The organism is Pantoea sp. CTOTU46764 (assembly GCF_031974595.1).
Classification (GTDB): domain Bacteria; phylum Pseudomonadota; class Gammaproteobacteria; order Enterobacterales; family Enterobacteriaceae; genus Pantoea; species Pantoea trifolii.
Genome location: NZ_DALYOQ010000062.1, coordinates 1 through 16,520 on the forward strand (window position 1 = coordinate 1; position 16,520 = coordinate 16,520).

Genomic DNA, 16,520 nt, shown 5'->3' on the forward strand with positions numbered 1-16,520 from the left:
CAACGTAAAAGCCTCAGCGCTGCGGATAGCCCTTATGCCGCAGCAGACGCGCCAGAGCCTCTGGCAAAAGTGCCCCCGGCCTGCGCCCTCGTCGTTAGCTTAATTGACAAGCATTACGCCATGAATGGCGATCCTACGAGAACTGCAAATATGCCACGTGCGTCTGTAAGAACTCTTCCAAACCATGACGTCCATCGGCACCGCCAATGCCCGATTTACGCCAGCCCGCATGGAAACCTTGCATCGCCTCGAAATTCTCGCGGTTGATGTAGGTTTCGCCAAACTTCAACTTACGCAGGGCAACCATCGCGGTGTTGAGGTTCTGGGTGTAAATCGATGAAGTCAGACCGTATTCGCAGTCATTTGCCAGCGCTACGGCTTCATCAAGGGTTTTAAAGGTCATCACTGGCAGCACTGGACCAAAAATCTCCTGCTGCATGATCTCCATATCCTGACGCACGCCCGTGATGATAGTTGGTTCAAAATAGAAGCCTTTGCTGCCTGCTCGCTTTCCGCCCAGCACCACTTTGCCGCCATCCGCGACCGCATTTGCCACTTTCTGCTCAACGCGCTCCAGCGCGGCCGCGGTGATCAGCGGACCCATATCAATATCATTTTGCTCAGCCGGATTACCGAACTTCACCTGCTGCATGGCGGCAGTCAGCGCGCTGATAAAGCGGTCGTAAATGCCTTCCTGCACATAAACGCGCTCAGCGCAGTTACACACTTGTCCGGTGTTGATTACGCGGGAGCTGACGATTGCTTTAACCGCCAGATCGAGATCGGCATCATCCATGACGATAGCCGGCGCTTTTCCGCCCAGCTCCAGCGAGACTTTGGTGACGTTTTTCGCCGCCGCTTCCATGGTGGCGATACCGGCGTTGACGCTGCCGGTCAAACTGACCAGACCGACTTTCGGGTTGCCTGCCAGTTCCTGGCCAATCTCCGGGCCATAGCCATAAACAAAGTTGATCACACCTTTTGGCAGACCAATTTCATGGATGATTTGCGCAAAAATCGCCGCATTGTTAGGCGTCAGCTCACTTGGCTTGATAACAATGGTATTGCCGGTTACCAGCGCGGGCGCGGCTTTACGTGCAATCAGGAAGAAGGGAAAGTTCCACGGCAGAATGCCGGTGGTGACGCCAATCGCTTTCTTGAACACAAAGATGTTTTCGTTGGGACGATCGCTGTTAATGATCTCGCCATCATAACGGCGTGCCCATTCGGCCATGTACTCAAGGTAATCGGCGGTAAACAGCACTTCGGTTTGCGCCAGTCCCTGGGTTTTTCCGCCTTCGGCGACGATAGTGGCGGTCAGTTCCGGCTCACGCTGACGAATCGCAACGGCAATTTTGCGCAGCCAGTTGCCGCGTTCAACCGCGGGAAGCGCTTCCCAACCCGGCTGCGCCACTTCAGCAGCGTCGATGGCTTGCGCGGCATCGTGTTTGCTGCCTTCCGGCACGCGCGACAGTAACGCCTCGGTTGCCGGGTTAATCACTTCTATCCACTTGTCGTTCTGATCGGCAACAAACGCGCCATTAATGTAATGTTGATGGTGTGTTGTCATGTGCAGGTTCTCCGCGATCGGTTTCGTTAAAGATTTGTGAAGTGCAGAGTGAAACAGTTCGCGGTGTGGCACCTTTTTGTTATTGCCAATGCGACTTGAGGGATGGCAAAGAAGGGAAGAACAGCACGACAGACGCAACATTCCTGGCGAAATGCCGCGCTTTCAGCGGCTTAGAAGCGATTCAAGCTATGTTAAATAAATGTCAGGACCCCGGCATCGCCGCGCCGCTGGCAATAAACCACGCCAAAAAACTGACGCCAGCAATGATGATGGCAATAGGGAAAAGCAGTCCGATTTTCATAGTCATTCCGTGAGTTAAGCGATCTGCACGATCGCGCGATGGGTTTTCATCATACTGAACAGCTGGAATTGCGTGGCGTCATCGACCTGACGCAGATGCTCACCTTTCTGATAATGAATCGCATGAATGTGACCCAGCTGGCGCCAGACCACAATCACCGACGCCAGCAGGGCGCAATTCTCTTCGCTCTGCACGCAATCCAGCGTGGCGTAGTGCGTCTCATCTAATCCATTAATAAAGACGTTAAGCGCCTGCGCCGGCACGATGGCGCGGATGTCATCCAGCATCACGCGGCTCACCGATTGTGACAGCAGTAGCCGCAATCTTTTGGTATTCATCTCAATCCTTCGTCCTGATGATTTTCCCAACGTTATACGGATTAAACGCCTGCGGGGAAAGTCTGGTGCGCGGCTTTGTGTGACTGCCATGTTAACTGTTGCAGTGGCAGTGAATCAAAAACTGTGCTGATCGACACAGCATATTAGAAAAATATGCTGAATAATAAGCCACTTATAAAAAACACTTCGTTGCCTGCCTGCAAATGCGATTTTGTGATCCTTATGTTGACGACCCACCGAATTTTGCCAGCAACCTCCGCTTTCCGGCAGCCATCCAAAGGCTGACGAAAAGCTGCCCACCGTAGACTGCCGGTAATCGGGAGACCGCCGGTTTCCTGTTGGCCTCAACCTTACGAAGGAATAACAATGAACAGTGCCATCATTGCAGGTATTTTCTGGCATCTGGTGGGTGCCGCCAGTGCCGCCTGTTTTTATGCTCCATTTAAGCAGGTGAAAAAGTGGTCCTGGGAAACGATGTGGTCGGTGGGCGGCATTATGTCGTGGCTGATTCTTCCCTGGGCGGTGAGTGCGGTATTACTGCCGAATTTCTGGGCGTATTACGGCAGCTTTAGTTTCTCTCAACTGATGCCGGTGTTTCTGTTTGGTGCTATGTGGGGCATCGGAAACATCAACTACGGGTTGACCATGCGCTACCTCGGCATGTCGATGGGCATTGGGATTGCTATCGGCATCACTTTAGTGGTGGGAACCCTGATGACGCCGCTGCTGCAGGGACGCTTTGTTGAGCTATTCAACTCGACCGGTGGACGTATGACGCTGCTCGGCGTGTTTGTTGCGTTGATTGGTGTGGCGATTGTTTCACGTGCCGGCCTGTTGAAAGAGCGGGCGCTGGGCATCAACGCTGAAGAGTTAAACCTCAAGAAAGGGCTGATTCTGGCCGTAATGTGCGGTATCTTCTCGGCTGGCATGTCGTTTGCGATGGATGCCGCCAAGCCGATGCATGAAGCCGCAGCCAATCTGGGTATCAATCCGTTGTATGTGGCCTTGCCAAGCTATGTGGTGATCATGGGCGGCGGTGCATTAGTCAATCTGGCTTATTGCTTCATCCGTCTGGCGGTAAAAACCGATCTCTCAGTACGCCGTGATTTCTCCGTCGCCAAACCGATTCTGCTGGCCAATATCGCGTTTGCCGTGCTCGGCGGCACCATGTGGTATCTGCAGTTCTTCTTCTACGCCTGGGGCCACGCTAAAATCCCCGCACAGTACGACTTTGTCAGCTGGATGCTGCATATGAGTCTCTACGTGCTGTGCGGTGGCTTGGTTGGTCTGGTGCTGAAAGAGTGGAAAAACGTCCGGTGCGCGTGCTGTCACTGGGTTGTGTGGTGATCATCATTGCCGCCAACATTGTGGGATTAGGGTTAGCAAACTAATAAAAAGCCTGACGCTCACCTCGCGTCAGGCTTTAACTTTTTCAGATGAGAGTTCACGATGCGGCAGGAAGCGCTGCCGCCACGCACTCGGCGTTAAACCGGTTTCCCGCGTAAATACCACCGAAAAGTAGTTACTGTCATCGAAACCGCAACGTGCGGCCACTTCACTGATTAAGCAATCCTGCGTCCGCAGCAGATACTTCGCCTGGCACAGTTGGAGCTGCCGCAAATAGTGACCCACGGTCATACCGGTTTGCTGGCGAAACAGCTGTTTTAACGCGCGCTCGCTTAACTGATTCTGCTGGCAAAACACCGCCAAATCGAATGGACGGCTGATGGCACCTTGCAGCGCCGACATCAGCAGATCCAGTTGCTCACCTTCAGGCAATGCCCAGGGCCGATCGGCAGCATAACCGTGACGACGCAAAATCAGCGCGAGTTGCAAAAACAGCGCTTCGGAGAGTTGAATCGATAGCGAATCACTTTTGCGGCTCTCGCGCTCAAGTTGGCTAATCACGCCACGCGCCAACGCCATCCCGCGCGTGGTCAAACGCCAGCAGCCCGGGGAATCTTCTTCTTGCGGCGGCAGCAACTGACTCCAGTCGAGGCCAAGACGAAAGCGATCGCGGCAGTAAAGAATGTTATCCAGCGCCAGGTCGTTGACGCTGTCGTAGCTGTGGCAGTCGCTATCGTGAATGTAAAAAACGTCGCCGCAGGTTATCAACCATGGACGATCGTTCAACACATGCAGGCCGTTGCCGCGCCAGACGATAACGATTTCACTGAATTCATGACGATGCGGAGGGAAGGAGGGCTGCGGCATGCGCTCGGCCACAGCAATCGGCAGATTGGTGGCCGGAAAATAGTCTTCGCGCGTTAAGATTAGCGACATGAGGAAACGCTCCCGTTATAACATCTGCTGGCGCTCCGCTCTGGGCGCGCAGCCAAATTCTCGCCGGAACAGTGTGGAGAAGTGGTTGCTGTCACCAAATCCGCACTGGTAGGCAATGTCTGTTATGCGTATATCACTATGACGCAGTAAATGCCGCGCCTGTAACAGGCGAAGCCGATTCAGGTAACGCTGCGGTGTATTGCCGGTTTGCTGCTTCATCTGGCGGTGCAGGGTACGCAGCGACAATGAAAAACGATCGGCTAAGGCATCCCACTCAATCTCTTCACTGTAGTGCTCATTGAGCCAGTCGAGCAACCGATGTAAGCGGGCTTCCTGATCCTGTGATTGATCGTTGTGAGCCGCTTCGCGCAACAACACCAACAGTTGCAGAAAAAGTTGTTCCTGACGTGCGTGCCGTTCCAGCGACCACGCATCTTGCTGCTTCATCTGCGTAACGATTTGCAGCGCCTGCCCCATCACTTTGTGATTGATGCGCCAGTGCGATGCGTAGTGGTCCTCTTCTTCGCGCGGCAGAAGATCCTGCAAACCCGAGAGAAAACGGAATGCCGCCGGACTGCGATACAGCACGTTTGTCAGACATAAATTCTCCGTTTGCTCATAAAGATGGCGATCGTGATCGCGCACGAAGCATACGCACCCTGCGGATAAAGCCTGTGGCTGACCGTTAAACACATGAATGCCAGAACCTTGTTCCACCAACACAATTTCATGGAAATCATGATGATGCTCCGGAAATGCCTGCTGCGGCACGCGCGGCTCAATGGCGATGGCGTAATTCCCTTCCGGGAAGAAATCTGCGCTATGTAAAACGGTCATGATTCGCCTCTTTATTTGTTCAACTGTTGCCGAGTCTACGCAGGCGCCCCGCACCTTACCTTGAATTTTCACCTTAGTGACGCAGGAAAATGGCTAATTTTTCAAGATCTCGCCAGCGATTGACGGAAATGCGGCAAGGCTCACATCTCTCTTCTTGTGTGGTTCTGTGAGCTTTCTCACGAACTTCTTTGTTAGCGTGCCAGTGACTATTACGCACTGGCAGTAAGGGGAAGGTGGCAAAAAGCAGGGATTTCTAATCTGTTGTCATCTCATCACAGGAAGAACACGCCATGAGTATGCGTAACATTGTTGCCATTGATTTAGGCGCATCCAGCGGGCGCGTGATGCTCGCACAATGGAGTTCAGCGAATCAGCAAATCAGCCTGCGCGAAGTTCGTCGCTTCACCAATCAGCGTGTGCGCCGTGCAGATTATGATTGTTGGGATTTGGAGCGACTGGAGCAGGAGATTCGTTTAGGACTGGCTCAGCTAGATGATGAAGGCATCGTGCCGGACAGCATTGGAATCGACACCTGGGGAGTTGATTTGGTGTTGCTGGATGACAACGGCGAGCGCGTCGGCGAGGCGGTAAGCTATCGCGACAAGCGCACGGAAGGGCATATGGCTCAGGCCATTAATGACCTCGGCAAAAGCGTAATCTATCAGCGCACCGGTATTCAGTTCTTGCCGTTTAACACGCTCTATCAACTGCACGCACTGCATCAGCAGCAGCCAGATTGGCAGGAACAAGTGCAGCATGCGCTGATGATTCCAGACTATTTGCATTATCGCCTTACCGGGCAGATGAACTGGGAATACACCAACGCCACCACCACACAATTGCTAAATATTCACAGCGGCGAATGGGACAGCGATTTGCTCACCTGGGCTGGCGTGCCGGCTAAATGGTTCGGCAAACCAACGTCGCCAGGCAATACCGTTGGATACTGGACCAGCGCTAGCGGCAACCACATTCCGGTGATCGCGGTTGCGACGCACGATACAGCGAGTGCGGTTTTGGCCACACCGTTAATGCAGGATGATGCCGCTTATCTCAGCTCAGGAACCTGGTCGCTGATGGGGATTGAGAGTTTGCAGCCTTGTGTCAGCACGGCGGCGCTCAATGCCAACATCACCAATGAAGGTGGAGCAGAAGGCTATCGTGTTCTGAAAAACATTATGGGTTTGTGGCTGCTGCAATGTGTCTGCACCGAGTTGCACATCACCGATCTCTGCTCGCTGATCAAAGACGCTGAAAAAGAACCTGCCTGTCGTGCGCTGGTTAACCCCAATCACAGTCGTTTTATCAATCCAGACAGCATGGTTCAGGAGATTCAGAACGCCTGCGTCGAACAGAACATGCCCGTTCCGCAGACGCCTGCCGCGCTGGCCCGCACCATCTTTGACAGTCTGGCCTTGCTCTATCGCCAGGTGATTGGTGAACTCGGCACATTACGCGCTGCACCGCTGCGTCAGCTGCATGTGGTGGGCGGCGGCAGCCAGAATCCGCTGTTAAACCAATTGTGTGCCGATGCCTGCCAGCTGCCGGTATTGGCCGGGCCGATTGAAGCTTCGACGCTCGGTAACGTCGGCTGCCAGCTCATTGCCTTAGGCGAACTGCGTGACGTGAGTGATTTACGCCGCTGCATTAGCCAAAACTTCCCGTTAGAAAAATTTGAACCGTTGAACAACAGCGCCTTCGCTGCCCATCAGGCACGCTTTGCCGCGCTCAGCCAACCTGCTAAGGAACTTGCATATGACTAAGCTGATTGAACAGGCCTTCGAACTGGCCAAACAACGCTACGCTGCCATCGGTGTAGATGTGGAACAGGTAATGGCACAGCTGGATGGCATTCCGGTCTCGATGCACTGCTGGCAAGGCGATGACGTGCGCGGCTTCGAGAATCCGAACGGTGAACTGACCGGCGGTATTCAGGCTACCGGCAACTATCCGGGCCGCGCGCGTAATGCTGATGAGCTGCGCTCAGATGTTGAAAAAGCGATGTCACTCATTCCGGGAGCTAAACGCCTCAACCTGCATGCAATTTACCTGGAGAGCGATAAGCCGGTTGATCGTGACGCAATTGAACCGAAACACTTCAGCAACTGGGTGGAATGGGCGAAGACGCACAAGTTGGGCCTCGACTTTAATCCAAGCTGCTTCTCCCACCCACTGAGCGCCGATGGCTTTACCTTGTCACACGCCGACAAAGGGATTCGCCAGTTCTGGATCGATCACTGCAAGGCCAGCCGTCGCATCTCGGCGCACTTTGGTGAGCAACTGGGTACCGCATCCGTCATGAACATCTGGGTGCCGGACGGCATGAAAGACCTCACCGTCGATCGCCTCGCACCACGTCAACGCCTGGCAAGTGCGCTTGATGAAGTAATCAGTGAAAAGCTCAACCCTGCGCATCACATCGATGCGGTAGAGAGCAAACTGTTTGGTATCGGTGCGGAAAGTTACACCGTGGGCTCCAATGAGTTCTGCCTGGGCTATGCCAGCAGCCGCCAGACTGCACTAACGCTGGATGCCGGCCACTTCCACCCAACCGAAGTGATTTCCGATAAGATCTCCACGGCGATGATTTATGTGCCGCGTCTGCTACTGCACGTAAGCCGTCCGGTTCGCTGGGACAGCGACCACGTGGTGATTCTCGACGATGAAACTCAGGCCATCGCCACCGAGATTGCGCGCCACAAGCTGTTCGACAAGGTGCATATCGGTCTCGACTTCTTTGATGCGTCTATTAACCGCATCGCGGCGTGGGTAATTGGGACACGCAATGCCAAAAAAGCACTGCTACGCGCGCTGCTGGAACCTACCGATCAGTTACGCAAGCTGGAGAACGAAGGGGATTACACCGGTCGCCTGGCAATGCTGGAAGAGCAAAAATCGTTGCCGTGGCAAGCGGTGTGGGAAGCCTGGTGTCTGCGCCACGATGTCCCTGCTGATGCCAGCTGGCTGAGCGAAGTCCGTCATTATGAACAACAAACACTGCGTCAACGTTAAGGGACACACCATGCAAAATATTCTCTCTTCCGCTTTTGTTCAGGGAATGGTTAAAGCGACCAGCGACATGTGGTTGAAGGGCTGGGATGAGCGTAATGGCGGCAACGTCAGCTTACGTTTACTGCCGGAAGAAGTTAAAGATTTCGCCGGTGATTTCTATGCTGAGCCGCGCTGTATTGAGCTGACCAAGCCTGCTCCAGCGCTGGCCAATGATTGGTTCCTGGTTACCGGATCGGGTAAGTTTTTCCGTAACGTACAGATCGATCCGGCCGACTGTCTGGCGCTGTTGCAGGTTGATGACAAAGGCTTATCATACAAAATCCACTGGGGTTTGAGTAATGGCGGCCTGCCAACGTCAGAGCTGGCAGCTCACTTCCAGTCACACAGCGTGCGTAAGCAAGTCTCAAACGGCGTTGATCGCGTCATCATGCACTGCCACGCCACCAACTTTATGGCGCTGAGCTATGTGGTCGATCTGGATTCCGCACGCTTCACACGACTGCTGTGGGAAGGCAGCACCGAATGTCTGGTGGTGTTCCCGGATGGCGTCGGTATTCTGCCGTGGATGGTGCCAGGCACCGACGGGATTGGTCAGGCAACAGCCGACGCGATGGCAAACCACAGCATTGTGATGTGGCCGTTCCATGGCATTTTTGGCGCCGGTCCAAACCTCGATGAGACCTTTGGATTGATCGACACTGCGGAGAAATCCTCCGAAGTGGTAGTGAAAGCGCTGTCGATGGGTGGCATTCGTCAAAGCATCACCACTGAGCAACTGATCGCGCTGGGTGAGCGCTTCAACGTTAAGCCGTGGCAAGCCGCTCTGCAGGCGGGGCGCAGCGATGTTGCGTAAAGCCTTTGTGATGCAGGTGCATGCACACTGCCACGATGAGTATCTGCGCCGTCACACGCCAATTTGGCCGGAGCTGGCCGAGACGTTAAAAGCGCATGGCGCGCACAATTACGCTATCTGGCTGGATGCTGAACGTAATCTGCTGTTTGCCAGCGTGGAAATTGAGTCTGAAGCGCGCTGGGAAGCCGTGGCAAAAACGGAGGTGTGTCAGCGTTGGTGGGCATCCATGAAGGATTTAATGCCATCCAATCCGGATAACAGTCCGGTGAGTGCGGCGTTAAAACCGATGTTTTTCCTGCCTTAACGCTCGCTCGCCTCACCGCTCGAATAGAGGCAGTAATTTCAGGCCGACAGGGAAGTCGGCCTGAATTTTACTTGGTGCTCAACTCACAATATCCCGCCAGAGCGGGCCAGATTGCCATCTGCGTATCCACGATCTGGTCAAGATCCTCTCGATTGGCCCCTTCACGCGCACGTACCGACATTCCCTGCAGTAAACACGCCAGATAGCTGGCCAGGGTTGCACTATTGGCACATTGCGGTAATTCACCGCGCTGCTGCCGGGTATCAAGGAATGCTTTTAACGCTGATTCCTGCGCATGATGCTGCTGCGCCAGCATTTGCGCCACTTCTTCCGAGCCGGAAGAGAGCGCGCTCGACGTACAAATGAAGAAACAGCCTGCTGGCTTATCACATTCAGTAAAGCACGCGGCGGTTGCCCGAAAATAGGCTTCAATTGCCGTTTTCACGTCTGATGCATCATCGTTCAGCACTGCGTTACGTTGTGCGCTGAAGGTTTCAATGTATCGCTGCATCGCCGCACGGAATAAACCCTCTTTATTCTCAAATTCAGCATAAAGGGTTGGGGCTTTCGCACCGGTAGCGTTAACCAAATCGGACAACGACGTGCCTTCATAACCATGCGCCCAGAACAACATCAATGCCTTGTCCAAGGCATCATTGCGGTCAAACACTTTCGGGCGACCGCGCGTTTTCCTGTTCACCACATCGATAACTTCAGTCATTGGGCACCTCAAAGCGTAGAAACACCCAATTAAATTACCGATCATTAAATAAATATGCAAGCGCAGCCCGGAATGAGCCTGTTCGTCTTTGCCCGTTTGTGCTTTTCTCTGGTCAAAGCACCCAAATGGGTAAGTTGAAAAGGGCTAGGAAGCCCATAATCACGCCACTTTCGATTAAAATAATGACCGTTAATAAAATGATTGACGAGCACGCCCTTTCGGCAGTAGCATTTAATTAACGGTTGTTAACTTAATCGCGACCGACCCCAATTCATCTGTTTAAGAGAGCAAAATTATGAAAAGCATCAAACTGACCCTGGCTGCTGTAGCATTGTCCTCAATCGCTTTTGGTAGCATGGCTGCAGACTTAGTAAACGAAGCGCCGCTAAATCAACAACAAATTGGTGTGGTTAGCGCGTCAGGTAGCACCAACCTGACATCGCTGGAGAATCAGCTAGCGGAAAAGGCCAATGCTGCCGGAGCAAAGTCATTCCGCATCACTTCGACCTCTGGCAACAACAAGCTAAATGGCACAGCAGTAATTTATAACTAAGAGAATTGAGCGGAGTGCGATGAAGCATTCTGTAAGAAGTGAATAAAAGGCTTCAGAAGATAATCCTTCTGAAGCCTTTTTTCTTATCCGTTAGAACGCAGTTGAGGATAGCGGCGGAAGATAGCGATACACCAGAACAGTGCGCCAAGGCCAATAATGCCGCCGACGTTACCGACGTCCGACATTTGCATATGCAAACTGACCTGATTTCCCAGCAGCGCACCCGCGCCGATACCGATGTTGTAGATACCAGAGAACAGCGACATTGCGACGTCGGTAGCATCCGGCGCCAGCGCCAGCACGCGCACCTGCATCGCCAGACCAATCATCATCATTGCCATGCCCCAAACGATGCACAGCACGGTGATTGCAGCGGGACGCACTGCGGCAAACACCAGCAAGCCCATGCTTAGCGTAATCATCGCAATCGCGGCGATCAGCATTGCCGACGGGAATTTATTGCCCAGCGTACTGAACAGCACGCTGCCGATAATGCCCGCCGATCCAAACAGCAGTAAAAGCAGGGTGGTAAAATTGTCATCCGCATTAGCGACCACCTGCATAAAGGGTTCGATGTAGCTATAGGCGGTGTAATGTGCCGTCACCACCACGGTAACCAGAATGTACATGGCTACCAGCGCCGGACGACGGAAGAGCATCGGGACACTGCTCAGTGAACCGGTATGTTCACTCGGCAGACGCGGCAGGATGCGCATCAGCAAAATCAGCAACACCAATGCAGAAAAACCGATCATGCCGAAGGTGGTGCGCCAACCAAGATATTGACCGACGATGCGCCCAATCGGCACGCCCAGCACCATCGCCAGCGCGGTACCGGTTGCCAGCATACTTAACGCCTGAGTTTTCTTACCCGCAGGCGCCACGCGAATGGCCAGCGAAGCAGTGATTGACCAGAACACTGCGTGCGCCAAGGCAATACCGATGCGCGAGATCACCAGCGAGGTGAAATCCCATGCCACAGACGAGAGCACATGGCTGGCGACAAACACGATGAACAGCACGGCTAACAGCAGCCGACGCTCAATATTGCGCGTTAACAGCATCAACGGCAGCGACAATAGTGCGACGACCCACGCATAGATGGTCAACATGATGCCAACATCGGCAGTCTTCATGTCATAGCTGGCAGCGATATCTGACAGCAAACCGACAGGCACGAATTCTGTGGTGTTAAAGACAAAAGCAGCAATAGCCAGCAATACAACGCGTAGCCAGGCCGTTTTACGGGAAACAGTAGTAGATTGCATGGAGTTCAAATCTGTCAGACGGCGAGTGAAAGGGCGAAAAGGCACCCCAGAAAGTGACCGAGGTCACAAATTCCCGCTATTGTGGAGCATTAATGAACGAAGGGAAACCGTTTGTCGGGCTTTTATTACTGATTATTTTTCATCGTGGGAGGCGTGGTTAATAGCCTGAGGTTATTACGCTTTATGGCATGAAGCCGAGAATAATCCGGAGTGGTCAACGGAGGGAAGAGGCGACTGGACCTGACGCCGTAATGAACGCCTTAAGGTCCAGTTATTATTACACGTAAAATTATAGTTCTTATGAAACGCCTCAGCGGTGCTTAACAAAACAGCGGGGTTACCCTACCACGCTCAAATCATGATTATCAGAGTCTCACCATGTGTTTTAGTGCCACGCTATTTTGAGTCGTCATGTTTTTTTTTACCCCAACCGGACAACAATGCTCGCAGCCCAGCGCACTTGCATAAAATTTACGTGCTTGCTGGATGGCGGCATTTGGCGTGTAGAAAGTCCCAAGAAAACGGCGTGCCTCATCGGCGGGTAAGAACGGGCATCCCGTTGCATGTACTACATGGTTGTCGTTATAGCCGGCGTGCTTATCGACGTAATAATAGAGTCCCATCTAACGACCTCATTGCTGTGAAATAAAAAAAGTCTAACTATTGTTGGAATGGAATGAATTATAGCGACGAATAGCCATTTTGTTTTATCTGGGACTGTGGGATCGCCGTGTGGCGTCCACTTGAGATGAGAACGGGGCATATTCGCCCCGTTTAACAGATGAAAGGTATTACAGTTTTCGGCACTGCAAACGCCAGCCAACCAGCAAAGCCATTAATAATAGCAGGCTAATGAATAGCGTTACGCCCATCCAGCCGTAGCTGCGCCAGAACACGCCGCCCAAAGTACCGGCCACGCTGGAACCGACGTAATAACTGAACAGATAAAGTGACGATGCCTGGCCTTTAGCACGACGCGCGCGCGGGCCAATCCAGCCGCTGGCAACCGAGTGTGCCGCAAAGAATCCGGCGGTGAACAGCATCATGCCGGGCAAAATCAGCCACAGCGAGTTAAACGCCGTCAGCAGCAAACCCGCCAGCATAAATGCAGTCGCGCCAATCATCACAGGACCGCGTCCAAAACGGCTGGTCATCGCGCCCGCTTTTGGTGAACTCCATGAACCGGTCAGATACACCACCGACAATAATCCAACCACCGCCTGGCTCAGTGACCACGGCGAACTTAACAGGCGATACCCGATATAGTTGAACAGCGTGACGAACGCGCCCATCAGCAGGAAGCCCTCCGCGAACAGCAGCGGCAAACCTTTATCGCGCCAGTGCAGACGGAAGTTGATCAATAAACTGCGCGGTCGCAGCGACGCCGGACGAAAATGTCGGGATGCAGGCAGAATTTTCCAGAACATCAGCGCACCCGCCAACGCGAAACACCCAATGACGCCCACCGCAACGCGCCAGGAGAAGAAATCGGTCAGTACGCCAGTTAACAATCTTCCACTCATGCCACCAATCGAGTTACCGCTGATATACAGCCCCATGGAAAAGGCGATAACGCGTGGATGAATCTCTTCACTCAGATAGGTCATGCCAACGGCCGCAACGCCGCTCAGCGATAAGCCAATCAGCGCGCGCATCAGCAAAATGCCTTGCCAGCTACTCATGGTAGCGGAAATCAAAGTGCAGATGGCGGCGAGCAACAGTGCGGTAACCATCACCGATTTACGCCCAATGGCATCCGATAGCGGCCCGGTAAATAGCAATCCCAACGCCATTAAGCCGGTAGAGAGCGAGAGAGAAATACTGCTTTGCGCCGGAGAAACGCCAAACTGCTGCGATAGCACCGGCAGAATCGGCTGCACGCAATACAGTAAAGCGAAAGTGGCAAGACCGGCGGAGAACAGTGCCAGCGTTACACGCATAAACTGCGGCGATCCGCGTTCAATCCACTCTGAAGGGGTTGCAGCTGGAGCAGGCTTTACGGACAACTCGTCTTCATCGAGTATCACTGCCTGGGAAGAGCGACTCACGGAACATCCTCGTTAGAACCATCATGGGGTTACTGTAGGAAAGGGTTAATAGGTTGTACAATATATTAATAATCTTAAATGAGACGTTTAAAATATGAATGTCGAATTGCGCCATCTACGCTATTTCATTGCCGTCGCCGAAGAGCTGCATTTTGGTCGTGCCGCGCAGCGCCTGAATATTTCACAACCGCCGTTGAGTCAGCAGATTCAGCAGCTGGAACAGGAAATTGGTGCGCAGCTGTTTACCCGCACCAACCGCAGCGTGCAGATCACGCCCGCTGGCGCGCTGTTTTTGCAGGATGCGCGTGGCATTTTGTTGCAGGTTGAACAGGCAGCGCGCCGCGCCGCACGCGTGCACACCGGTCAGGAAGGCGAGTTGCGCATTGGCTTTACCTCGTCAGCGCCGTTTACTGGTCTGGTTTCAGATGCGTTGTATCAATTCCGCCAGCGTTGGCCAGAAGTGCACATTCAGATGCAGGAGAACAACACGCGCCAGCAGCTTGCGCCACTGCATGACGATCGACTCGATCTCGGTGTGATGCGCAATACGCCGCTGCCCAACGATCTGCAACACCGCGTGTTACTGCGTGAGCCGCTGTGCGCGGTGGTGCATTGGGCGCATCCGCTGGCCGATGCGGAGTCGATTTCCATCCAGGCATTAGCTAACGAGCCATTTGTATTTTTCGATCCGCAAGGCGGCACCGCGTTGTACGGTGAAATTCTGGCGCTGCTGCATCGTTATCAAATCAAACCGTTTATTACTCAGGAAGTGGGCGAGGCGATGACTATTCTGGGATTGGTGGCAACCGGTCTTGGCGTGTCAATTCTGCCGGCGTCGTTCCGCCGTGCACGTTTGGCCGATGTGGTGTGGATCCCTTTGCAGGAGAACGACGCGATTTCTGAAGTTTGGCTGGTCTGGTCAACTACTCGAGAACCGACGGCGCAAATGACCAATATGATGTCGCTGATGCTGCAAAATGCGGAGAATTGAACCAGTTGGTGAAGCAGGGCATAAACTTTATGTGCGATAAATCACATTTCTAATCAAATATTTGACGCTGCTGGTCAATCTGCATCACCATAGCTGCTGTTTATTTAGAAGCGCGAAAATAATGGGAGCAGGGCGTGAATCTGTACAGTCAACCTGGTCATATTGATCAGATAAAACAGACCAACGCAGGTGTGGTTTACCGACTGATTGACCTTTACGGCCCGATTTCGCGTATTGAGCTTTCTAAACGTGCCCAGTTAGCACCCGCCAGCATTACCAAAATCGTGCGTGAAATGCTTGATGCCCATCTGGTACAGGAAACCGAGTTTCAGGAACCCGGCAGTCGCGGTCGTCCAGCGATTGGTTTGATCCTCGATACGCTCGCCTGGCACTATCTCGCCGTACGCATTCAGCCCGGATTCATTACGCTAACGCTTCGCGATCTCAGCAGCCGCGCGCTGCAGGAAGATCGCTTGCCGCTGCACGCCAGCGCCGAAAAACCGCTGCTGCAAACCTTGCTGAATTTGGTAAATGACTTCTTTATTCGTCATCAAAGCAAGCTGGAGCGTTTGACCGCCATCGCCATTACTTTGCCGGGATTGATCAACGCGGCTTCTGGCGTGGTACATCGTATGCCGGGTTACGACGTGCAGGATATGCCGCTGGGAGAAACGCTGGCGCAGCGCACCGGTTTGCCGGTGTTCGTGCAGCATGATATTTCTGCCTGGACGTTAGCCGAAGCACTGTTTGGCGCATCCAGCGGCGCACAACATGTCATTCAGATTGTGATCGATGAAACCGTCGGTGCGGGCGTGATCAGCGGCGGACAACTGCTGCATAAAAATGGTCGTACGCTGGTGGAGATTGGTCATACGCAAATCGATCCTTACGGCCAGCAATGTTATTGCGGCAATAATGGCTGTCTGGAAACCGTCGCCAGCATCGGAAGCTTGCTAACTCTCACCGCCCAGCGTTTGCCGTCGCAGCCAGACAGTTTGCTGCATCAGGCACCGCTGACGATTGAGAGCTTATGCGCTGCCGCGCAGCAGGGCGATCGTCTGGCGCGTGATGTGATTGCTGGCGTCGGACATCATATTGGCCGCATGCTGGCGATGATGGTAAACATCTTTAATCCTCAACAAATCCTTATCGGTTCGCCGCTTAATCAGGCCGCCGATGTGCTGTTCCCTGCGGTGAGCAGTACCATTCGTCAGCAGGCGTTGCCCGCTTACAGCAGTGAAATCCAGCTCACACCAACGGCGTTCAGCGATCCCGGTACTTTTGGCGGTGCAGCGCTGATAAAAGACGCGCTCTATAGCGGCCATTTATTGGTAAAACTGTTGCAGGGATAATGACAGCTCGCCTTAAGTTTGTCCTAACGCAATCTGCCTGCGAAAACATTTCCTTAAACTGCCTCCTTCGCACGTTACACATCGCTTTA

16 protein-coding genes and 1 pseudogene are annotated in these 16,520 nt (G+C 53.4%); 8 read left to right on the top strand and 9 right to left on the bottom strand.

What is annotated here, in order from left to right; genetic code table 11:
- Window positions 1–133: 133 nt before the first annotated feature.
- From aldA to RTM06_RS17505, 3 genes are all read right to left on the bottom strand, one after another.
- On the bottom strand, window positions 134–1,570 hold the full coding sequence (aldA, locus tag RTM06_RS17495; protein ID WP_265298178.1) for an aldehyde dehydrogenase: 1,437 nt from the start codon (window positions 1,568–1,570) through the stop codon (window positions 134–136).
- Between the two features lie 202 nt (window positions 1,571–1,772).
- Complete coding sequence (locus tag RTM06_RS17500; protein ID WP_008108862.1) at window positions 1,773–1,871, bottom strand: YoaK family small membrane protein; 99 nt, start codon at window positions 1,869–1,871, stop codon at window positions 1,773–1,775.
- A gap of 14 nt (window positions 1,872–1,885) precedes the next feature.
- Window positions 1,886–2,209 (bottom strand): hypothetical protein, encoded by a 324-nt coding sequence (locus RTM06_RS17505; RefSeq protein WP_008108864.1) that lies wholly within the window; start codon window positions 2,207–2,209, stop codon window positions 1,886–1,888.
- A gap of 366 nt (window positions 2,210–2,575) precedes the next feature.
- On the opposite strand from RTM06_RS17505, the pseudogene rhaT reads away from it, so the two are divergent.
- A pseudogene (rhaT, locus tag RTM06_RS17510) lies at window positions 2,576–3,600 on the top strand (L-rhamnose/proton symporter RhaT).
- 25 nt (window positions 3,601–3,625) lie between these two features.
- Here rhaT and rhaR read toward each other — a convergent pair.
- Together rhaR and rhaS are read right to left on the bottom strand one after the other, a co-directional pair.
- Window positions 3,626–4,492, bottom strand: a complete 867-nt coding sequence (rhaR, locus tag RTM06_RS17515; RefSeq protein WP_256696500.1) for an HTH-type transcriptional activator RhaR — start codon at window positions 4,490–4,492, stop codon at window positions 3,626–3,628.
- A gap of 15 nt (window positions 4,493–4,507) precedes the next feature.
- On the bottom strand, window positions 4,508–5,329 hold the full coding sequence (rhaS, locus tag RTM06_RS17520; RefSeq protein ID WP_312183882.1) for an HTH-type transcriptional activator RhaS: 822 nt from the start codon (window positions 5,327–5,329) through the stop codon (window positions 4,508–4,510).
- Window positions 5,330–5,619: 290 nt separating this feature from the next.
- Here rhaS and rhaB point away from each other — a divergent pair, with 290 nt between their 5' ends.
- Genes rhaB through rhaM form a run of 4 tightly spaced genes read left to right on the top strand, consistent with a single transcriptional unit; the run spans window position 5,620 to window position 9,498 of the window.
- Entirely contained in the window at window positions 5,620–7,092 is a 1,473-nt protein-coding gene (rhaB, locus tag RTM06_RS17525; protein WP_312183884.1) for a rhamnulokinase, read from the top strand.
- Window positions 7,085–8,341 (top strand): L-rhamnose isomerase, encoded by a 1,257-nt coding sequence (locus RTM06_RS17530; protein ID WP_312183886.1) that lies wholly within the window; start codon window positions 7,085–7,087, stop codon window positions 8,339–8,341. The genes rhaB and RTM06_RS17530 overlap by 8 nt, the downstream gene beginning before the upstream one ends.
- Before the next feature lie 10 nt (window positions 8,342–8,351).
- Window positions 8,352–9,194, top strand: coding sequence for a rhamnulose-1-phosphate aldolase (gene rhaD / locus RTM06_RS17535; protein ID WP_312183888.1), 843 nt, complete (start codon window positions 8,352–8,354; stop codon window positions 9,192–9,194).
- Window positions 9,184–9,498 carry an L-rhamnose mutarotase gene (rhaM, locus tag RTM06_RS17540; RefSeq protein WP_008108878.1) on the top strand — a complete coding sequence of 105 codons (315 nt, stop codon included), beginning with the start codon at window positions 9,184–9,186 and terminating at the stop codon, window positions 9,496–9,498. Before rhaD ends, rhaM begins: the two co-directional genes overlap by 11 nt.
- 67 nt (window positions 9,499–9,565) lie before the next feature.
- Here the strand turns inward: rhaM and RTM06_RS17545 are convergent, their stop codons facing one another.
- Window positions 9,566–10,219: a TetR/AcrR family transcriptional regulator gene (locus RTM06_RS17545; protein ID WP_256696496.1), complete on the bottom strand. Its 654-nt coding sequence runs from the start codon at window positions 10,217–10,219 to the stop codon at window positions 9,566–9,568.
- 295 nt (window positions 10,220–10,514) lie between these two features.
- On the opposite strand from RTM06_RS17545, the gene bhsA reads away from it, so the two are divergent.
- Window positions 10,515–10,772 (top strand): multiple stress resistance protein BhsA, encoded by a 258-nt coding sequence (gene bhsA, locus RTM06_RS17550; protein ID WP_256696495.1) that lies wholly within the window; start codon window positions 10,515–10,517, stop codon window positions 10,770–10,772.
- 83 nt (window positions 10,773–10,855) lie between these two features.
- On the opposite strand, the gene RTM06_RS17555 is transcribed toward bhsA, so the two are convergent.
- From RTM06_RS17555 to RTM06_RS17565, 3 genes are all read right to left on the bottom strand, one after another.
- Window positions 10,856–12,040, bottom strand: a complete 1,185-nt coding sequence (locus RTM06_RS17555) for a sugar transporter (RefSeq protein ID WP_312183891.1) — start codon at window positions 12,038–12,040, stop codon at window positions 10,856–10,858.
- Window positions 12,041–12,405: 365 nt separating this feature from the next.
- A complete protein-coding gene (locus tag RTM06_RS17560; protein ID WP_154156201.1) occupies window positions 12,406–12,663 on the bottom strand; it encodes a hypothetical protein in 258 nt (85 codons plus the stop codon).
- A gap of 168 nt (window positions 12,664–12,831) precedes the next feature.
- Window positions 12,832–14,088, bottom strand: coding sequence for an MFS transporter (locus tag RTM06_RS17565; RefSeq protein WP_312183893.1), 1,257 nt, complete (start codon window positions 14,086–14,088; stop codon window positions 12,832–12,834).
- A 94-nt stretch (window positions 14,089–14,182) separates the two neighbouring features.
- Here RTM06_RS17565 and RTM06_RS17570 point away from each other — a divergent pair, with 94 nt between their 5' ends.
- Together RTM06_RS17570 and RTM06_RS17575 are read left to right on the top strand one after the other, a co-directional pair.
- Window positions 14,183–15,079: a LysR family transcriptional regulator gene (locus RTM06_RS17570; RefSeq protein ID WP_312183895.1), complete on the top strand. Its 897-nt coding sequence runs from the start codon at window positions 14,183–14,185 to the stop codon at window positions 15,077–15,079.
- Between the two features lie 134 nt (window positions 15,080–15,213).
- Window positions 15,214–16,431, top strand: coding sequence for an ROK family protein (locus RTM06_RS17575; protein WP_312183896.1), 1,218 nt, complete (start codon window positions 15,214–15,216; stop codon window positions 16,429–16,431).
- Window positions 16,432–16,520 lie beyond the last annotated feature (89 nt).

Bases quoted from the DNA above. Each gene is read 5' to 3' on its own strand.
- aldA (WP_265298178.1), bottom strand. From the start codon at position 1,570: ATGACAACACACCATCAACATTACATTAATGGCGCGTTTGTTGCCGAT.
- RTM06_RS17500 (WP_008108862.1), bottom strand. From the start codon at position 1,871: ATGAAAATCGGACTGCTTTTCCCTATTGCCATCATCATTGCTGGCGTC.
- RTM06_RS17505 (WP_008108864.1), bottom strand. From the start codon at position 2,209: ATGAATACCAAAAGATTGCGGCTACTGCTGTCACAATCGGTGAGCCGC.
- rhaR (WP_256696500.1), bottom strand. From the start codon at position 4,492: ATGTCGCTAATCTTAACGCGCGAAGACTATTTTCCGGCCACCAATCTG.
- rhaS (WP_312183882.1), bottom strand. From the start codon at position 5,329: ATGACCGTTTTACATAGCGCAGATTTCTTCCCGGAAGGGAATTACGCC.
- rhaB (WP_312183884.1), top strand. From the start codon at position 5,620: ATGAGTATGCGTAACATTGTTGCCATTGATTTAGGCGCATCCAGCGGG.
- RTM06_RS17530 (WP_312183886.1), top strand. From the start codon at position 7,085: ATGACTAAGCTGATTGAACAGGCCTTCGAACTGGCCAAACAACGCTAC.
- rhaD (WP_312183888.1), top strand. From the start codon at position 8,352: ATGCAAAATATTCTCTCTTCCGCTTTTGTTCAGGGAATGGTTAAAGCG.
- rhaM (WP_008108878.1), top strand. From the start codon at position 9,184: ATGTTGCGTAAAGCCTTTGTGATGCAGGTGCATGCACACTGCCACGAT.
- RTM06_RS17545 (WP_256696496.1), bottom strand. From the start codon at position 10,219: ATGACTGAAGTTATCGATGTGGTGAACAGGAAAACGCGCGGTCGCCCG.
- bhsA (WP_256696495.1), top strand. From the start codon at position 10,515: ATGAAAAGCATCAAACTGACCCTGGCTGCTGTAGCATTGTCCTCAATC.
- RTM06_RS17555 (WP_312183891.1), bottom strand. From the start codon at position 12,040: ATGCAATCTACTACTGTTTCCCGTAAAACGGCCTGGCTACGCGTTGTA.
- RTM06_RS17560 (WP_154156201.1), bottom strand. From the start codon at position 12,663: ATGGGACTCTATTATTACGTCGATAAGCACGCCGGCTATAACGACAAC.
- RTM06_RS17570 (WP_312183895.1), top strand. From the start codon at position 14,183: ATGAATGTCGAATTGCGCCATCTACGCTATTTCATTGCCGTCGCCGAA.